Source organism: [Clostridium] scindens (assembly GCF_019597925.1).
GTDB lineage: Bacteria > Bacillota > Clostridia > Lachnospirales > Lachnospiraceae > Clostridium_AP.
In genome coordinates this window covers 1,018,980-1,038,045 of record NZ_CP080442.1, presented here as the reverse complement: position 1 = coordinate 1,038,045, position 19,066 = coordinate 1,018,980, and the positions used below count along the sequence as shown (strand labels likewise).

Here is a 19,066-nt window from a genome sequence, read left to right as displayed (position 1 = left end):
CCTTATGCCTTGAAAATAGAGGCTTTAACTGTATGCACACTTGTGTACTGTGTGTTATTTTCCATAAGAAGAGCTAGTAGCAAAGTCTCAGCCCTCCACTACTAGCTTTTCTCTCTTTTTCTATTCTTCTGTTACTGTTTTCATATAAAGTGCTTGCATGTTCTGTTCCCGAACACTCATTCCTGCATGTTTAAATTTATATCGTAGCAATGCTGCTTTTGCCTCCTCATGCGTAGACAATACAATTTGCCCTATTCCCTGCTGTGTCAACAAATCCGCAAGCGAAATTGCACTAATATCATCAATTGTTTGAAGTGGATCATCTATCAGTAAAATGTCTAACCCTTTCGTATCACCATACACATTTTTTATTGAAAGTAAAAGCGCAATCGAAAGACCATTCAATTGTCCTGTACTTAAAATATTATAAACATCACTTCCACTCTTAGAAGCTGCTTCAAATACTAACTGATTGGTTTTAATGACTGCTCTAATTCCCAACCCTAACGGATAATTTTGTATAATCCTTCCACTATACACCATTAAAGGAATTTTAATTGCATTAAGAAGCTGTGTTTGATATTCTTTATTCGCATCTTCATATTTACCAACCAATACTTTTATTGCATCTGTCATATCCTTTGTTTTATTCTTGTATTCCTCATAATCTCTTTTTAGTTTTCTTAGTCGGGCCTCTTCCGTAGAAAGCTGCTGAGAAAGATTGTCATTAAATAACTTTGCAACATATTGTTCCTTGCTTTGTAACTCTCCCACTGTGTGATACGGTTTTTCATTATGATAATAGGTATTGTGAATGGATTTATACAATTCAACCTGCTTTTCTTGAAAAATAATTTTATTTGGAACTTCCTTTTCTTGAAGTTCTTTCAATAAGTTTTCATATTGTTGAGAAAATTCTTCAATATCAAATTTTTCTATTCCCTGAGATTTAAACTCTGATATTTTTACCTTATCCAACAACTGCTGTAATTTCTCCACCGCTAGATTCTTACATCCTGATAAAGTATCATCCATTTTTATTAGTACTTTATTTTCCTCAAGAAACACTTTCAACACAGGAATAATTTCTTTTTGAAATAAATTTGTTATTTGTGTCTCAATATCTTCTATTATTTTTATCCCATCTGTATGAATATTTTTTATAAATTGTTCTGTTTCTATAATAGCTGAATCTATATCCGTAAAATCCGTTCCACACAATGGGCATTTGTTTTTATCAAACTTTCCAGACTCCGCAGCATTATAAAATTCTTTAATAAGTCCCCTTCGTGCCTTTGTCATCTGTGCCAGAACCTTATCAGCATCATCCAATTGACTTTGTTCTTTTTTCTGGTTCAATAATAATGTTTTTATTTGTGCTATAATTTCTGCTTTTATTTTAATCTTATTGAACAATGTTTCATCTACTGACCAGACATTATTGCTATAATTCGTCACTAATTCTTTGCTCTTATTTAACTCTTTTATGAGACTTTCTTTTTTATTAAGTAATTCAATCTCCTGTCGATAAAACAATGCCATATATAATCGTTTCGGTGATGCTTTCAATTCCCTTATGATAGCATTATCTTTATATCGAAGGTATTCTTCATAGTTTTCTATAAACCCTTCAATTTGTTTAAGCTGCTGAATAACAGTCTCATATGTAACTCCCTGGTCTAATTTTATGACATCAAATTCATATTCAACTTCGTCAAATAATCGTATATTTTCCCCTGGCAGTTCTGCATTCATAACAATGTGATCTGTCTGACGTTTTATCTCATTTACTCTTTGACTTACTACACCTATTTGTTTTTCTTTATCCCCAATTTCTTTTTCTACTCTTCCAAGAATATGTTCTTGAACCGATTTCAGCATTTGAATTTTATCAGTTATCTCGGTGTCATCTAAAAGAGAAGATACAGAATCTTTTCTATTTTTATACTTATTTTGTAAGAAGTCCAAAGATTCACTTTGAGAAATATATGTCCCTATATCAAACATATTGGAACTCAAATGAAATTTATCATACAATTCTTCTTGACTAATTTCTTGACTATTAAGTGTGATAATACTCTGAAATTCATTTTTACATAAAAGTTTTCTTTCTACATGTATTTCATCTGAAAAATCAGATGATAAAATTGCCGAAATAACTATATCCTTATTTACATCATTTGCCAGTGTTCCTAATGTTTCCGTCTTCCTATTTTGTAAACTAGGGTTAAAATGCTTTATTTTCCCAGTCACCAAAACTTCAATAGCATCAAATAATGTAGTTTTACCATATCCATTTTGACCATCTAAAATCACAATATTACTATTCATAAAATCAAATTTTAAAGGTTTATTATTTGTAATATACTTAAAATTTCTAATACATAAACTCTTAAATGTGTACCCATCCAATTACTCCTCCAATAATTTTTGATATATCATATCGGACAATACTTCTACGTCAAAAGATGCTTCTTCTATTGATCTTATAAACATATCATTTAGCATTTCAACATTCTGTTTTTGTTTCCGTATTCCATCTATCTTTTGTTTTACCATTTCATCAAAGTCATTCATGACTGCCTTTGGAAAGATTGGATTAAAAAATGGAACTTTACTTAATAAACGCGTCAAAAATTGTACTTGCTCCGATTCATCGTTCAAGAACTGTACAGCTTCTAATACTGTATCAAGCATCGGTTTCCCATTAGTTTTCAATGACCTACACCATTTTTCGAAACATTGCAGTTCTTTTTCTGTATAATAGAACACATATTTTTTATAAAAGAATTCATTTTCTTCAATTTTTATAATATCTGGATACATTCTTTCCTCTATACACTCCACTTTCCAGAACAATATCATGTAAGAATCGCTTGGTGTCGGTTTTTCTATGACTGTGTATGCATCACTATTTAATGCTACATCTTCAATCTCTGCTAAATTATCCTGATTTTCATCATTTATCTCAAGTTCCGAAAAATAGTAATACTTGCTTTCTTCTCCAGATGCATCCATAAACAGTTGCACTTTTTCATTATACAAATCAATCTTTGTATCTTCATCTTTTTGCATCGGTACAATATTTCCATCATTTAATAAACGGATTATATCCAATATAGTATTAATCATGATTACCTCCATTTTGTTCAAATTTTTCCTTCAATTCCTGAGCAGAAATCAATTCTATATCTCTATAATATTCGCCTACTTTATTTGGAGAGCTATTTTTCCATCCAGATGTAATTTGTGCTTGGGATAAAGTTCCTGAATAGCTTCCCGGAATAACCGTAATACTATTTCCTGCCAATATATCAATAATGTCTGTATTATTAATAATATTTTGGAAAATACTCTGTAACGCCCGTTCTTTCCTGGCACCACGTGTAAGATCTAAAAACGTAGGTATGACCTGTTTTCTTGGCGCTTGTGAATACTTTGATTGTAAATATATTCCACAATTATCTCCCGTAACTTTTTCTGGAGTATCGCTTCTATACAGTAATTCATAAATTTCACTTTGAATTTTATCAACTGAAAGATTTTCTACTAAGTTCAATTCGTTATCCCACTCATCTACTTTACCCGGATTGAGTAATTTACAAAACTGACCATAATCAACAATTTCAGTCATTTTTTCATATCCACATTTAGCAGCACATATTCTATTACAATTTTCTAAAGAAGTATCACATTCATCTTGACATAAATTATTTAAAGCCTTTTCAATATTCTGCATAACATATTCGTAAATTTTCTCTTTCAAAAAATATTCTTTTCGCACATCTTCTTTATCGATAGCAGACTCCATAATTCCTACGATATCAGAAAATTTTATTATATATTTTCTTTTTTTAGAGTCCTGCTTGTGCATCCTTGCGATGCTATCATCTAAAAATAAACATAGTTCCCCATATACAATCTCTTCTGCCTTATCAGAATAGCCTTTACTTTTCAAATATGCTAAGATTTCCATATCTATTTCATTTCTCACATCACATACACCAACTACTTTTGATGCCCTTTTATATAATTCAACACTTACATTGTATGTATTAGATGCATCATCCCAATCTTTTATCTCCTTTGCAACTGTAAGATAACATTTTGCTGTTGGATTATTTGATTCAGCCCGATGTTTCAACAATTTGTCCATTGCTTTGCTATAACTGTTCCATTTATCTTTAGACAAATATGCCTTAACCTGATGAAATGATTTATATTCTGAATCGCAAATAATACAAAAATCTTCTGTTTTTTCTAATTCAACAGAATAGGCGTCTATATCTTTGTTTTTATCTTTGGCTATTTGATTTATTAACTCTAGGACATACAATAGCATCATTTTTCCTTGATAATTAAATCCACTCCATGTTGGTATTGCATCATTACCTCTACCCACGACCATTACTCCTTATAATTTTTATACTCTCATTATACGACAAATAAATAATAAGTCGAGTTAATCATACAAAAATTGGCAAAATAGTTTTGGTATAGAGGCTACATATTTCTGTACTGCTTATTTCCCAATAAAAATGGAAGATCCTTTTTAGAATCTTCCGCACTAATTTCTGTATTATTCATTTTTTTCTACATTTGGTAATAAAGAAGCTATCGGCCAACTATAAAATTCTTCTTTTTCTGTTGCAGATAATTGCTGCATATGTATATCAAATTCATCAAACTGTTTCAGCAAAATACATGCACAGCACCTCGCAAATATATTCTCAGAATATTTAATCTGTGCCAATGTTTTCCTTTCTTCAAGCTCTAGCTCCCTTTTACGGGCAATGATTTGAAGTCTATTTATTGTAAGAATGGTTGAATCCATCGAATATTTCTCTAAGATATTTATTAATTTTTCAGCCAATAACAATAAATTTTTATCTCTTTCCTTATCATAAGATTTTAGAAAATCCAATATTAGTCCCAAAAGTTGATCCGTTTCTTCTTCACCGGTGTTGTACATTTCTTCCAACAGATCATTTTCATCAAATATCATCTGAGATATATCCTCATCTCGTAACGCAAACCATCTGCTGATTTTCTGTGTTTTTCCATCTGGTATATCGGCAAAGATAGCAATCCGTTTACCATCCTTCAAATAATTACGAATTATATATCCATCTTCTTGAATCTTTTCATATTCTAACAGCAATTTCCTACGTCCAATTATTTGTTTGTAAAGACCACAATTTTCATCTGCTTGGAATGGTAACGATAAAACTTTCATTTCCACTAATCCCTTTTTCAGAAAAAATATGGTAGGTTCTGCATCTAAAATTTCTTTCGTTTTAAATAAACTTCTTTTAATATTTAGTTCTGTAAGTGTTTCTCCTAATTGAACAATCCGTTTGTGATATGCAAGAAATCCTTCTGTAAAAGCTGTTTGTATTTCCCCTAAGAAATTTTTTCCCAGACTTATATTTTCGATCATTACTTCCTCTGCATCAGAAACAGCTATTATAATTTTTGATGCTTGAAAAACTGTTTCAAAATTATAGTTAGTTGCCTCAATACAACGAATGGTTGTTTTTTGGCTTTTTTCTGTTAATACAAATTCGATGATCTCACTAATCCTTGTAGTCGTTTGATTTAATTCATAAATATGTCGGACAGGATATCTTTGTTCTATTTTATCATCGATTTTTATTAACCACTCACTCTCGGTCGCAGTAACTAAATCTGTCAATAAAACTGGTATCTCCATCCCATCCTTCTTGGTATACACATACTTAAAAGGACTTTTCGCAATTGCGATTGCAGGATTCATATATGGAGTTGGCAATGTTGATATAGTAAAATTAGATATATTATCATAATCGGGAATTGATTTTCCCACTCCTACCATTGCCTGTTTAGGTCTATTTTCTTTAAAAAGAACACACAGTTCTTCTAATTCTCGGACAGTTTTTACATGGTTTAAATGTACCGTAATGCTCCCCTGTTCTTCTTTTCCTTTCATTATATGGACAATATCTACCGGAAGTAAGATTTTTGCATACATTTTGTCATTATATTCCGTTTTTGAAATTGCATCAACGAAAAATATTACTCCGCCATTCTTTAAATAATTTTTCAAATCATTTATATCCACTGGATAACTTATGCTATCCGAATCCGGAAGAATATTATACTCTTTTCCCTTTACTTGAATAGGAATAAGAAATTCATTTCCTGTCGAAGCCGGCTTTTTAGTTTTGTAATATATGATATTTCCATCCCATGAAACTGTTTTGTCATTCATATGAATATCTGACTCATCCAAATATTCAGATCTAGCACACATTCTTTGTAGTGTTGTTATAGAAAATGTTTCTTGACTACTCATTTATCTGAATCTCCATGTAGTTGTTCATTTCTGAAAGTTGATTGTTTTCTATTACATTATACTATATAGCACACTACGTTTCTAGATATTTTATCCCCACAACCACCAGCAGGCGCGTTCTTCACGCCCCTGCCAGTCGCTGATTGTTTTCTTCTTCATTAAAAATTCTTGATCAGATTCAAGTCTCTTTTATTCAATGCTTTCCGCATTGCTTCATTTTCTTTCCGTAATGTCTCGTTCTCTCTTTTCAGTTTCACTACCTGTTGCTCCAGCTGCAGGATACGGTTGTCCATTGCCATATCTAAAATCTTTCTTCTCTTATCTACCATGCCAGCCTGTAGCTGCAAGGCACGATCTACTGCCTTTCGCACTTCCGGGTTCTTATAAAAGAATCCTCTGGAGAGCCCGGTCTTTTGCATCAGTTTGGGAACAGTCACTTTATCCTCTTCTTCGATCATTTCTTGGATCGTCAGTTTTGCCCTCTGAATCTTCTCCACGCTCTGCTTATGGTTTACTTCCAGCATCTTGTCATATTTGCTCATACTCTTTCCCCCATCCTGCCAGATTCGCCCGGATCATCCGGCTCATCTCTGCTCTGATTTCTCTTGTTTCATCCGCAATGATCTGAAGACTCATCTTCCGGTAAAATTTCACATTCTTTACAGATGTATGCCCCAGTAGTTTTGCGATGGTCCAGTCATCCAGATGCAGTTCTGTTAAGCGGATACCATATACATGGCGGAACATATGCGTTCCGAATCCGAACAGTTCTCCATGGTCGTCCCGCAAGTCTTTTTTCTGGATCAGATCCATCACCTTGTTTTGAACGGTATTGTACTGCATCGGTCTCTTGCTATTTTTCTCATCCACAAAAATGTAAGCCATATCTCCATACCTTTTCTTGCTATACTCTATTGCTTTTTCAATCAGCAATTCCAGTTCTGCACTGATAGGCTTCACAAAGGTAGTTGTTTTCATCTGCCGGATCTGGATCATAGGATGTCCGTCCTGTCGATACAGGCAGTCTGTCTGTAGGGTAAGGGTATCAGATATCCTTGTTCCTAACATCTGGTGGATGACCATAAGCCGCTCCATCTGCTCATCCAGCTCCGCAAGCGCTGCATTAAAACGAATCAGCTCACTATCTGAATAAGATTTCAGTTTCGGCTGCACCTGTCTGGGCAAGTCACTGGCTAGGAATAAAATTTCTAAGTGTGGATACCCATATAATTTTCCAATGGTTTCCAGCAGTCCTCGGAGTCTCGTCAAATCCATTCGGTAATTATTCACGCCCTCCGCTTCCGTTGCAAGGTACGTCAGATATTCTTCCAGCAACTCCCGATTCAGTTCTTCTGCCGAATGGATTTGGGGATATGTTTCTTTCAAATATCTGGATAGTCTCCGGATGGCTGTCAACTCTTTGATGATCGTTGCAATCGCTTCATGATGTAAATGCTCATAAACTGCCTTTTTTGTTTCTTCCCGTAAGTCATCCTGGATAATCGCTGTAAAATTCAAAGTCTGTACATTTTTAATCGGATTCTTTTTATAGGCAATGTCCAGATTCTCTAATTTCCAGATATCTTTCTCAATCTCATCCCGTTCCTCTTTGGCTTCTGTAAATTGATATGCCTTCCGCACATATGTGATGAGGCTCGATGGCACTGTCTTTTCTTTCCCATATACGTTGATTCCCTGCATGGTCAGTTTTTGTCCATGTTCCAGAAGCCAGCTTCGGATTTTGATCAGCCATTGTTCCCACTCCAGTTCCTGCAGGCTCTCTGCCCGGATGTGCTTATCCTTTACCATTCTGCAAAATCTCTGATAGAGCACTCGTTCCTGTATCATCGTTGCCAATGCACATTGTCGGCTTCGATTCTCAATAAAGGAACGGAATTCATTTTGAAGCCCCTTTGTTGGAAGCAGTCCGAAATCAAAGCAATGGGATTCCTTTACCTTCTTTTTCTGGTTTTCCTCTGCTCTTGCATAGCAGTCCAAATCGATTAGATATAATTTTTCATCCATGGAACTCTCCTTTCATCAGTTCCGTCGCAAAGCTGTGGGTTTCTTCCTGGAAATATGCTTCACTGGCTTTTTCCAGTTTCTTCGGCATATAGTCCACATACTGTCTGGTCATTTCCTCATATTCATGCCCCAAGTAATCTCGTACCGCTTGGATGGAAATACCATTATCATAATAAAGCGTAGCCAGGTTATGGCGGTAATCATGGGATCTGAAAATATATTCCCCATCTGCAATCTGATTTTTCTCACAGTATTTCAACATTTGATACCGTAATGTAGCATACTGGAATGCTCCACCTTTTTTGCTTTTAAACAGGTATTCTTCTGGTCCGATCTGATATTTCTTTTTGTACACCTGCACTAATTTATACAATGCTTCCGGAATGGGAATCCGCTTATACGTTTTCATTTTCACCTGATATACTTTCAGCCAGTAATCTCCATTCTTTTCTTCATAATCACCACCTGTCAGGGTACATACTTCGCTCCCCCGGATTCCTGTACACCATAAGTGCAGGAACATCAACCGCAGATGTTCCGGAAACTCTGTCAGCTTCGATAAAATTTCCGTATAGATTCTTTCCGGTACACTGCGGTCATTGTGGACATGCACTTCTTTCTGCAGATAATACGCATGCCGGAAGGGAATCTTCTTTAAATATCCTTTGACTACAAGGAAATTGTAAAACTGTAAAATCATAAAGATTCTTCCATTTGCTGTTTTTTCACGGGTATCCTGTCTCTGAACGGATTCCAGATATCTCTGAATCTTCTCTGCCTCCACTTCATAGATCGGCTTTTCTTCTCCATTGAAGTGTGCCAGGAATGTACGAAGTTCCAGCAGCTTGATTCGGATGGTACTGATAGATAAATCTGTGATTCCAAACAGATACCGCAGATATTTTTGCAAAATCTTTTGATTTTCCATGTTAGTCACCTCTTTAAAGGATACCGATTCCACAGGCTTACTTGGATTCATCCGTTCCCTGGAAAAATGGAAACGTTCCAAAAACCACACATTCGCTTGCCAATGAATTTCCGGCGCCTGTAAAAATAGGATTTTTCTGCTCATCTGCAGGATGCCAAACATAGTACTTCTCTTTTTCCCTCGAAACTCTTCCGAGAGTTCCTGTTCAAATCGCTGTTCTTTGTCCAATGTCATGGTCTCAATATCAGCCACTTGATGTTTCACACAGAATTGGTAGAACCTTTGCAGTGCCAGCAGTTTCTCTTTTCTATAACAGCCTTGGTAGGTATGGATCACCTCTTTCAGTACTGTAAAAATCTGCACCTTCAAATTTCTTGGACATTCCAGGGTAAAATTCCACAACAGTTCTTTTCCGTCTTTACTTGATAGAAAGGATTCCGCAATCTCAATCTCCGGATAATGGGTAAGGCACATCCACTGTTCCTGATACTCTGTAGTATAGTTTCTTCTCCCTGCCAGTGTCTGCAGTTCTTCTTTCATCCGATGAATCACGATTCCATCAAATCCCCGCAAGCAGGTAATCGGTGCAAGAACGGTTTCGTTCCTTTCCAGATATTCTTCGTAGCGGACCCTTAGGACTGCGTCCATCTCTGAAATATCAGTAATCCCTTCTTCTATCAGGAACTTCTTTATCCGGTTTCGTATGGTTCCATTTACCTCTGTACAGGCATCCACCTGCTCACAGATTTTTTGTTCCAGTGCTTCCCGCTTTTCCCGATCTTCATATACATATAATTGATAAGCGGGCATGTTCTTCACCTCCTACAGGAGTTTCTCCACATCATAAAGAGCAGAATGTTTTGCATAATATTGGTCACTGGCTTCCATAAGCTGGTCATCTACAAGGTTCAGATATTTGATGGTTGTGTCGATGTGCTTATGTCCATACGCTTCGCTGATCATTTCCAGCGGCCATCCGGCATCCCGCCTCATATTTCCGAAGTATCTCCGCAGCATATGGGGCGTCGTATGGATGCCTGTCTTTTTCTCCATCCGTTCCAGCATCCGGTAAACTGCGTCTACCTGCAGTGCCTTCCCTTTCGTCTCTCCTTCGATGTTTACAAACAGCATCGGCTGGTGCTGCAGAAATTCCCGGTACTTGGACAGATAAAACAGTAAAAACTGGAAGGTGGCATCACTGACTTTGGATCTTCGGTACGCCGCATTCTTCGCCCTTGCCTTGTTCTCATTGTCATCCCGGAAGAATACCCGGATGGTGTGTCTTTCATAATCAATATCTCTGGTATAATCTACCCCTAAGATCTCGCCGATCCGGTATCCGGTCTCTGCCAGAAGCATGATCAGAAGCTGATCCCTGCAGTTGGTACACTGCTTCAAAAGTTCCAAAATCTCCTGATGCTCTGCTGGACGGACGTTTCGTTCTTCCTCTTTCAGATAGCCATTGAATGACCGGAACCGCAGCTTCCGTTTTACGCCGATGGAATCATGAGTGGTAAAACTGTCATAATATAACACTTTTAATCTTTCCATATCTGTTTCCAGCTCTAAAAAACAGAAAAACCTGAACACGTCTTTTAAGTACGCATTGCAGGTTTTATTGCTTGGCAGTTTCTCTGTCTTTTCATGCAAATGATTTCCGGCTTTCAGCCAGTGGAGAAATCCCACATAATGTTCATACTGTTCCTGGAATTCCAGTTCCGCTACCTGAGACAGTTCCATCTCCTTTTCATCCAAATATTCCAGATAGAACCGGATGGATTTTGCCCGGCGGCTAACGGTATTCGGGGAACGGTTTGCTCGAATCAAATGCGTCAGATACTTGGACGGGAGCAGCACCATCTGCCAGCTCTGATGATCCCGGATCAAGAAATATTCCTGTTTTCCTTCCCAGATATGTTCCACTGCATATCGTGCCATTTTGCTCACCGTCCTTTCCTCTAACGCTATACACATTATACCCACTTCATGTTCAAATAGCTATTCAGCAATACCAACAATCCCTCCAAAACCGCTCCAAAAACTGTACTAAATTTTCCCTTTAAAAGTGCCTGGAAAATAAGCACAAGCAACAAGGCTGGAAAGCAGATTTTTCCTATTATAAATAATACTCTACACCTTTCCGGCTGCGGATGAAATCCTGCACCTCTCTCAACTCCTCTGCTATCCGGCAGGGCGGAAGCGCACACATCACATCTTTGTGATACTTGCCGCCTTTTCCTGCCCGGATATCTAAAATAGACACCACGCAGGTATCGGTTTCTGTCCGGATGGCTCTCCCAAATCCCTGGCGTAGTTTCTTCTGCATATCCGGCACAATGATGGACTGAATATAGGTTTCCAGGGAATCATAGGTTTCCTTCTCTGCCTCGCTGATGGGATCTGGTACTGCAAAAGGCAGTTTCACAATAATCAGTGAAGATACCATGTCTCCCGGAAAGTCTACCCCTTCCCAGCAGGAGCCGGCTGCAAACAGCACCCCATTCTCCATGGTCTTGAACCGCAGAATTTCTTCCTGGGAATGCCTCCATACTTCCACCATGGGAAATGGCAGACTGTCTCTTAAAATCTGGTACACACTCCCCATCAATGTATAAGAGGTAAACAGTACCAACGTATGTCCGTAAGTGGAACAGATCAGGGAATGGATCTGGTTTGCCACCATTACTGCCTCTTCCCTGCTCCCTCTCCTGCAATGTTCCAGCGTCTTTGGCAAGTATAACAGACAGTTCCTCTCATAAGAAAATGGGGACTCTGCCACATATTCCTGCACTCCTGCTCTTCCTTCCAGCCCGGTGATCTGCCGTGTGCGCAAAAAGCCTGCGCCTGCCTTTAGCGTTCCGCTGGTTAAGATGGCGGATATCCCTTCTTCCCGATCCCATAACATCTTCTGAAGCAATTCTGGGATTTCCCGGCTGGCTGCGCATAAAATGGGAAGCTGCTCTGTATCGAATTGCAGATAGCAGACATATTTTTCATCGCTGCTACAAAAACACTTCAGCACCTCTTTTGCATCCTCCAGTCGATTCCGTATCCACTTTGGAACACATTTTTCCAGCTTGTCCAAAAGAAATTCCAACATTTCTACTCCTTCCCACAGAGAAACCACACTATCTGTTGTATGACGGAATGTTTCCCGGATTCCTTTTCCAATTCGGTGTTCTGCACCAACAACATGCAATGCGTCATGCATGACTGTCCGCAGGATTTTTGCCTCTTCTTTCTGATGCTCCCGTTCCAGATAATATGCTATTTCCCGGATATCATCCATACACAGGTTTTTTCCAAACATCTGCCTTGCCGCTTCCGGTAACTTATGAGCTTCATCTACAATCAACGTCCGATAATCAGACAATAAAGGCTTGTATCCTTCTGCTCTGTGATATGCATCTGCCAGTAAATAATTATGATTACAGATTTGAATGAACACATCCTGTTTCCTGGATTCTTCCAGATATCTCTGATAGCGGCACATCTGCCTGCCCGGACATTCTCTTGGACAGAATTTCGGCACACAGACCAGCCTTCTGTCAAACCCGCTCAGATTCTTTACGCTATCCATATCGTAATGCTTTCGCAAGGACAGTAATGCTGCTTTTTGAACAGCATTCTTCTGTTTATGGCGGATTGCTTCGATTCGTTGTTCCAGCCTATTGTCACAGACAAAGTGTTCTTTCCCTTTTCGCACCACTGCCCGAAGCGGGGACTGAATGATTCCTTGCTCCAGCAGCACCCTGGACAAAAAGGGAATATATTCTGTTAAAATGGCTTTCTGCAATGCAATGCTGGAGGTGGACACCACCACCGGGCGCTGTTCCAATGGATTTCCTCGCCCTGTCAGCATGGAATACTTCCGCAATAATACACAGGCTACCAGATAGGCATAGGTCTTCCCAATTCCTACCCCTGCATCACACAAGGCAATCTGTTCTCCCAGCAGAGTATCCAGCATTTCATGGCATAGACGGATCTGCTCTTCCCTGACTGCCAGTCCCTGTTCCGGAAATAGCACCCGGAAGATCTTCTCCACTTCCTGATGCGCTCTTTTTTGATATTCAACTTTATAAAACATAGTACTTCTTTCCGCATGGCGTTAATACCACAAGAATACGGCTGTGACATTTTCCCACAGCCGCATGTATCTGATATCAACGACACACTCTTTTTTGATTTCTTATCGTTTCTTCTTTTCTTTGGTACCGTATTTGTCCTCGACTCCCCGGCTGCCACACCACATCTATGGTAGGGAACATTACAGGCGGATGCTTCGCTTGGCACCTCTCGCAGATTTTCTGAAAGTCTTGCTGATTACAACTTAGAGTCCATCCTCTTCCTTATGGGAAGAAATTCGTATCATTATCCCCCTCCGATGCTCCTGGCGAAAGACCTGCGAAAGTCCATTCACAGCTATAAGGAGTCGCTCAGAATGAGAACAGGCACTGACAGTTTTCTCACGAAATGATCCGCCATAGTCTTTGGACAGACCTTTCCATAACAATCCAGCAGTGCTTGTCCCCATCCGTCCTGGCGCTTATGCTGTCACGCTTCTATCTTTGGGAACGTACCTGTAATGCTGGTATGTGGTTATCAAGGAACGAGGGGCAATTACCCCTTTCATATATAGAGCCGATGAGATACCCCATTTTTCTTCACTTCTTCAAAACTTTTTTAATTTTTTTCTTTAATCGCTCAATCCGTGTATAAATGGTCTTTTCCGGCAGTCCCATCTGGCCTGCAATTTCATGAACTGAAAATCCCCACATCTTCAGAAGTAAAATCTGCAGTGTTTTCTTATCCGACTCCAAAAGAACCTGTAACAGTTGCTCATTTTCCACACTGTCAAGTAACTGTTGAATATTAAGCACCACTGAAGATGGTTCTTCCAATTCCCTGGTGTATAATTCTTCTTGATTAGAAGAAAAATGTTCCCAGAATCTCCGCTCCGCATTAAAGTCCTGCCAGTCTAATTCACGAAGTCTTTGGATTACCTCTTCACTGACACCGGATTTTCGCAAAATCCGTTCCTCCTGCTCCTTCCACTGTTTCCATTTAGATTCTTCTTTTGCTTTATGAAATGTCACCTTTCTTTTCCTCCGATCTGAATTTTTTTGAAATCAAATCGGAGTGGCGGTGACCTTGCCTTCTCACAGGCAAAAGACTGTATGAACCGGAGTTTTCTCCACAAAAAGAAAGATGCCGCAATCCTGTTTTGAATTGCGACACCACCAAACGCTGCATATGAAGTTAGGTTTTTCTCTTTTGTAGCTCTTTCCGGCACATACACTGCTCCTTTATGTCATGGAACGAAGCCCATTTTTTACATAAAGAAGTAGTATACAAAACGAATCTGTCATCAGACTGTCAGTTGTCTGTCAAATAACTGTCAGTTTTCCTGTCATTTCTTTTCTATTACAGTTACAACCAAATCTCGCCATATAAAAAGCAGGCTCCATTTTCAGAAACCCGCCTTCTATGATTCCTTATATACTTTTAAACAATATCCAACCTCTTTTACACTGCTGATTATATGCTCTGCATTTACATCTACTTTTTTCAATTTCTGTTTCAGTCGATGTACCATGCAGTAAATAATATTTGTAATATCCCCATGTGGGTACTCCTGCCATACCAGTTGATAGATCTGACTGTATGTATATACTCTTCCCGGCGTAGTTGCTAACAGATACAGAAAATCAAACTCCCTTTTTACAACAGGGATTCTTTTATGCTCCCATTCTACTGTTCTTTGAAGTGGAAGGATTTTCAGTTTTCCCACCATAACAGGGATTTCTTCTTTTCTTTCCGATTTCCATTCTGTATAGCGGCGAATCAATGCATACGACTGCAGACTGACTTCTTCCGCTGTATACGGTTGTGTCAATACCACATCTGCCCCCCAAGTAAATGATTTTATTTCGCATTTCAGAATGATCCGGTAATAAAACAATCATAGGTGTTATCACCAGCTTTCGGATTGCTTCTACAAGTTGGCATACTATTTCCAGTTCTCGTTTTACTGCAATTAAAATCAAATGATAAGAGAAAACTGTCAGGTTGGAAAGGGCATCCTGGATACTTTTCATTTGATAAAACTCTGCTCGTTGTTCCAACAAAATCAAACTTTCCCATGTCATTTCTCCTTCATCAGCAATTACTATAATTCTGTTTTTCTTCACACCCCCATCTCTCTGTTTCTCATATTACAATTCCTCCACATGACTTTCTGTATAATGATAAAAATAGTTTTCATTTTTTAATAACGCCAGAAAAAATATTTGCTGCACTTCACATGAATTATTGCTTCATCCGGTATAAAATGAGTTTCATCAAAGACCTATCCTCATTTACTTACAAGTCCCGCAATTGATGTTCCATAAGCCAATAAACATTTCCATATCGAAAAAGTCTTTGATATATATACGAATAGTTAAATCTTTCCTTGTCTGCATTTGAATTTAACACCTATATATGTATTCTTCATATTCTCCCAGAACTATTTTTAAAGCGGTATTGTAATATCTACATTTTACATCATAAACCGATTTTCCCACGGACACAAAAAATCTTTTTCCTGCTCCAGAATTGAGTGACCTATAGTTTTTTTGCTTTATCATCCCATTTTTACAGTGCCTTTATCACAATTTCAGAAGAATGCACACCCATTTTTCGGATACAGCATAATTTTTCAACAGAATTATATTTTTGTTCTAAATTCTGGATAAAACAAAACTTTTGTCTTTTAAGACAATTATAAGTACTTGTTGGAAGCATCAAATACTCTATTGGTGCCCAATTCCCGTTTCCGATTAAAAACTTCAAATTATTCCAAAAAGATTTGTACAATTCGTAACACCGTGGATTTTTTTAAGTTTTTATATATCCCCTTGTAAAACTACTTTTTTCATTTTTTCCAAGTTATAAGCTGCTTAGAATATAATGGGCATTCTACCAAACTTAACGTTTTAACGTATGTACTGCAAAAAAGGTCTATATATTCTTCCAAGGTTATAATCGAATTTTCGTAGTATAAACTCATTGAACTCATTTCCACTTACTACACATTCGTTCCTAAATTTTAATTCTTCCACATGATTTTCTGCATAATGATAAAAAATAGTTTCCATCTCTTTACAAGACCTAAAGAAATATTTATTGCCTTTTAAAAAGAAGTAATTAAAATCCTTTTTAACCATTAATCTGATAAATTTATACTTGTATCCGCAATAGATGCCATTTCTAAATCATGCGTTATGATAATACAAATTTTATCTGCAAAAATCAAATGAATCGACTCTTTCAGTAACCCACTAGTGTACTGTATTGTTGACATTTAACTAAATATTTATAGCTATTATAGCCGCTTCATGTTAAAATAAAAGAAAACAGCGGTGATTTATATGGCAAGACCAAGAAAATATGTCATTAAACTTACAGATGATGAATTGAATACATTAAAATCTATAATTCGCAAAAGTAATACATCTAAAACTATTCGAAGCAGATGCCAGATTATTATTGATTTGGATGAGGCTCATGGGAAAGTATTAACCCATGAGCAATCCGCAAGATCAAATGGTGTTTGCCTGACAACTGTAACGAATACAGTGACCAAATATTTTTCCGGTGGCATTGAAGCGGTTACCGAGTTCAAAAGAAATATCAATTCCGACAATGCAAGGCGTATCCTTGATGGACGTGCAGAAGCACGTATTATTGAACTTGCCTGCGGTCCTGTTCCAGAAGGTCATTCCAGATGGACTTTGCGTCTGCTGGAAAAAGAAGCCAAAGTAGTGCTTGATACACCGGTTAGCAAAGATGCTATCCGTAGAGCCTTAAAAAAACAAACTTCGACCTCACAAAAATGAATACTGGTGCATTCCCTCAAGAGAGGACGCAGAATTTATAGCTTGTATGGAGGATGTTCTCGATGTATACGAACTTCCATATAACCCACAACGCCCCGTTGTTTGTATGGACGAAAAACCATATCAGTTACTTGGCGAGGCAAGATCCCCACTTCCTATGCGCCCCGGCAATGACCAGAAAGTAGATTCTGAGTATGTCAGAAATGGTACATGCAGCATTTTTGCATTCGTAGAACCGCTTGGTGGAGCTCATCATGTAAGTGTTCGGGAACATCGGACTGCAATTGACTGGGCAGAAGAAATCAAATATCTTGCCGATGTCATGTATCCAGATGTAGAAAAAATAATTCTTGTAATGGATAATCTTAATACACATAAACCAGCATCATTGTACAAACGTTACCCTTGTAGTGCTATAATACCTGCTGATGAAGCCAGAAGAATCATGAAACGGTTGGAGATTCACTACACACCAAAACATGGCAGCTGGCTTGATATTGCAGAAATCGAACTTAACGTCATGACCAGACAATGTTTGAACAGAAGGATTGATAATATTTCAAATCTTCGTAAGGAATTATCAGCATGGGAAGTTGAACGAAATACCGTAGCCGCAAAGGTAAACTGGCAATTTCGAACGGAGGATGCAAGAATTAAATTGAATTCCTTGTATCCGACATTTACTACTGCATCTGAATAAGATGCAGTAGTAATGTTAAATATCAACGATACAGCACACTAGATTACTAGGACAGATTTAAATTTGGCACTAAAGTTTCTTCTTTGTCTGGACATAATTATGAATCCTCTCTTTCATACTGATTTTAGTATATCAGATTCATTAAAAAATTTCCGAAAAAGTGTCTTAATTTATGAGACCATTATAATACTATTTATTTTGATAATTGATTCGTTCTCCTTGAATTACCGGATAACAAATCAATTTGTTATTATCCAGATTTTCCACATGCATATCTACTGCACTGATCTGATGATTTTCATAAGTATTATAATAATAGATACCTTTTGCCACATTACAACAAGACGTATACAAAGTGATTTCACATTTTCCATCAGCCACCTCACAACATCCACGTTGCTGATCCACAGATCCAAGAATATGGAAGAACTGACTAACACTTTCTGCCTCTGATTCACCTGAAATTGCATTTACTTTTGTAAAAGCTACACGCACAAAACGAGAGGAAGATGAAAGATCTCCCGGAAGACCTAATCCACCCATACCTCTACTATATGCATCAAGAGCCAAATTTTCGCAAAAAGTGTTTTCTGGTTGCTTTGGGGATAAATACATATAATTGTTTAATTGAAACATCTGTTGTGGAAATGGCGGATTATTCGTAAGCACTCCTACCGGATTATCATAAATATGCAGACCATCTGACATAGATTCTACAGTAATTGATTCATTTTCATCAGAGATAATCCAATGCAATTGTGCTAATGGCAGTTGTTCACTGAAAGGAGTATTAACAATATTAATTCGATCAAGAAGCTCACGAACTTCTACTAAAGAAGCACACTGACTTAAAATCCACGAAATAAATTCAAACTGTGCAATATTTTCCACATTAGACTGAACCTCAGAATAAGCAGCATTTCCGACAAAATTCAATCCTGCCATTGCTACTCCTTTTTCATTCATCGCATCATAGTACAAAGGATAATCCTCTGCTACATGGGCCATTCCAATAATTGCATAATGATGTTCCATATCACCAACATGACGAAAGTGAAACGAATAATTACGTGGTGTAATTACTATCTGATCACCATAAGAGAATTCATAATCGAGTGTTCTTCCAAAATAAAAATCTTTTGTTTTATAAGTTGCTGCTGTACACATAAACGTTTATCCTCCTAAATAATTCGAAA

17 protein-coding genes are annotated in these 19,066 nt (G+C 37.6%); 2 read left to right on the top strand and 15 right to left on the bottom strand.

All coding sequences use genetic code 11. From position 1 onward, the window contains the following. Positions 1–120: 120 nt before the first annotated feature. The 14 genes from K0036_RS04935 to K0036_RS19650 form a co-directional block, all read right to left on the bottom strand. Positions 121–2,412 carry an AAA family ATPase gene (locus tag K0036_RS04935; protein WP_220430867.1) on the bottom strand — a complete coding sequence of 764 codons (2,292 nt, stop codon included), beginning with the start codon at positions 2,410–2,412 and terminating at the stop codon, positions 121–123. Continuing rightward, positions 2,413–3,132 (bottom strand): ABC-three component system middle component 1, encoded by a 720-nt coding sequence (locus K0036_RS04930; protein WP_117468201.1) that lies wholly within the window; start codon positions 3,130–3,132, stop codon positions 2,413–2,415. Continuing rightward, a complete protein-coding gene (locus K0036_RS04925) occupies positions 3,125–4,408 on the bottom strand; it encodes an ABC-three component system protein (RefSeq protein WP_243035279.1) in 1,284 nt (427 codons plus the stop codon). The genes K0036_RS04930 and K0036_RS04925 overlap by 8 nt, the downstream gene beginning before the upstream one ends. 171 nt (positions 4,409–4,579) lie before the next feature. After that, a complete protein-coding gene (locus K0036_RS04920) occupies positions 4,580–6,334 on the bottom strand; it encodes a hypothetical protein (protein ID WP_118188778.1) in 1,755 nt (584 codons plus the stop codon). 158 nt (positions 6,335–6,492) lie between these two features. Beyond that, the gene (locus K0036_RS04915; protein ID WP_118188777.1) at positions 6,493–6,876 is read right to left on the bottom strand and encodes a DUF6262 family protein; all 384 of its coding nucleotides are present in this window, start codon (positions 6,874–6,876) and stop codon (positions 6,493–6,495) included. Beyond that, positions 6,863–8,359: a tyrosine-type recombinase/integrase gene (locus K0036_RS04910; protein WP_118188776.1), complete on the bottom strand. Its 1,497-nt coding sequence runs from the start codon at positions 8,357–8,359 to the stop codon at positions 6,863–6,865. Before K0036_RS04910 ends, K0036_RS04915 begins: the two co-directional genes overlap by 14 nt. After that, positions 8,352–10,097, bottom strand: a complete 1,746-nt coding sequence (locus K0036_RS04905) for a tyrosine-type recombinase/integrase (protein WP_118188775.1) — start codon at positions 10,095–10,097, stop codon at positions 8,352–8,354. The genes K0036_RS04910 and K0036_RS04905 overlap by 8 nt, the downstream gene beginning before the upstream one ends. 12 nt (positions 10,098–10,109) lie before the next feature. After that, positions 10,110–11,225 carry a tyrosine-type recombinase/integrase gene (locus tag K0036_RS04900; protein ID WP_118188774.1) on the bottom strand — a complete coding sequence of 372 codons (1,116 nt, stop codon included), beginning with the start codon at positions 11,223–11,225 and terminating at the stop codon, positions 10,110–10,112. 178 nt (positions 11,226–11,403) lie between these two features. Further along, positions 11,404–13,377 (bottom strand): ATP-dependent DNA helicase, encoded by a 1,974-nt coding sequence (locus tag K0036_RS04895; RefSeq protein WP_118188773.1) that lies wholly within the window; start codon positions 13,375–13,377, stop codon positions 11,404–11,406. A 577-nt stretch (positions 13,378–13,954) separates the two neighbouring features. After that, positions 13,955–14,386 carry a LuxR C-terminal-related transcriptional regulator gene (locus K0036_RS04890; protein ID WP_004614559.1) on the bottom strand — a complete coding sequence of 144 codons (432 nt, stop codon included), beginning with the start codon at positions 14,384–14,386 and terminating at the stop codon, positions 13,955–13,957. Then, entirely contained in the window at positions 14,383–14,583 is a 201-nt protein-coding gene (locus tag K0036_RS04885; RefSeq protein WP_004614560.1) for a hypothetical protein, read from the bottom strand. The genes K0036_RS04890 and K0036_RS04885 overlap by 4 nt, the downstream gene beginning before the upstream one ends. A 192-nt stretch (positions 14,584–14,775) precedes the next feature. Next, complete coding sequence (locus tag K0036_RS19530) at positions 14,776–15,084, bottom strand: winged helix-turn-helix domain-containing protein (RefSeq protein WP_259283396.1); 309 nt, start codon at positions 15,082–15,084, stop codon at positions 14,776–14,778. Continuing rightward, on the bottom strand, positions 15,029–15,481 hold the full coding sequence (locus K0036_RS19010) for a hypothetical protein (RefSeq protein ID WP_259283395.1): 453 nt from the start codon (positions 15,479–15,481) through the stop codon (positions 15,029–15,031). Before K0036_RS19010 ends, K0036_RS19530 begins: the two co-directional genes overlap by 56 nt. Before the next feature lie 445 nt (positions 15,482–15,926). Further along, complete coding sequence (locus tag K0036_RS19650; RefSeq protein WP_369123812.1) at positions 15,927–16,079, bottom strand: hypothetical protein; 153 nt, start codon at positions 16,077–16,079, stop codon at positions 15,927–15,929. Positions 16,080–16,702: 623 nt separating this feature from the next. Between K0036_RS19650 and K0036_RS04865 the strand changes: the two genes are divergently transcribed. Together K0036_RS04865 and K0036_RS04860 are read left to right on the top strand one after the other, a co-directional pair. After that, positions 16,703–17,170, top strand: coding sequence for a helix-turn-helix domain-containing protein (locus K0036_RS04865; RefSeq protein ID WP_220430866.1), 468 nt, complete (start codon positions 16,703–16,705; stop codon positions 17,168–17,170). Between the two features lie 10 nt (positions 17,171–17,180). After that, the gene (locus K0036_RS04860; RefSeq protein ID WP_117787421.1) at positions 17,181–17,870 is read left to right on the top strand and encodes an IS630 family transposase; all 690 of its coding nucleotides are present in this window, start codon (positions 17,181–17,183) and stop codon (positions 17,868–17,870) included. Positions 17,871–18,059: 189 nt separating this feature from the next. Here K0036_RS04860 and bsh read toward each other — a convergent pair whose 3' ends face one another. Further along, positions 18,060–19,037 carry a choloylglycine hydrolase gene (bsh, locus tag K0036_RS04855; protein WP_004614568.1) on the bottom strand — a complete coding sequence of 326 codons (978 nt, stop codon included), beginning with the start codon at positions 19,035–19,037 and terminating at the stop codon, positions 18,060–18,062. Between the last annotated feature and the right edge of the window lie 29 nt (positions 19,038–19,066).

Bases quoted from the DNA above. Each gene is read 5' to 3' on its own strand.
- K0036_RS04930 (WP_117468201.1), bottom strand. From the start codon at position 3,132: ATGATTAATACTATATTGGATATAATCCGTTTATTAAATGATGGAAAT.
- K0036_RS04925 (WP_243035279.1), bottom strand. From the start codon at position 4,408: ATGGTCGTGGGTAGAGGTAATGATGCAATACCAACATGGAGTGGATTT.
- K0036_RS04920 (WP_118188778.1), bottom strand. From the start codon at position 6,334: ATGAGTAGTCAAGAAACATTTTCTATAACAACACTACAAAGAATGTGT.
- K0036_RS04915 (WP_118188777.1), bottom strand. From the start codon at position 6,876: ATGAGCAAATATGACAAGATGCTGGAAGTAAACCATAAGCAGAGCGTG.
- K0036_RS04910 (WP_118188776.1), bottom strand. From the start codon at position 8,359: ATGGATGAAAAATTATATCTAATCGATTTGGACTGCTATGCAAGAGCA.
- K0036_RS04905 (WP_118188775.1), bottom strand. From the start codon at position 10,097: ATGCCCGCTTATCAATTATATGTATATGAAGATCGGGAAAAGCGGGAA.
- K0036_RS04900 (WP_118188774.1), bottom strand. From the start codon at position 11,225: ATGGCACGATATGCAGTGGAACATATCTGGGAAGGAAAACAGGAATAT.
- K0036_RS04895 (WP_118188773.1), bottom strand. From the start codon at position 13,377: ATGTTTTATAAAGTTGAATATCAAAAAAGAGCGCATCAGGAAGTGGAG.
- K0036_RS19530 (WP_259283396.1), bottom strand. From the start codon at position 15,084: ATGGTGGGAAAACTGAAAATCCTTCCACTTCAAAGAACAGTAGAATGG.
- K0036_RS04865 (WP_220430866.1), top strand. From the start codon at position 16,703: ATGGCAAGACCAAGAAAATATGTCATTAAACTTACAGATGATGAATTG.
- bsh (WP_004614568.1), bottom strand. From the start codon at position 19,037: ATGTGTACAGCAGCAACTTATAAAACAAAAGATTTTTATTTTGGAAGA.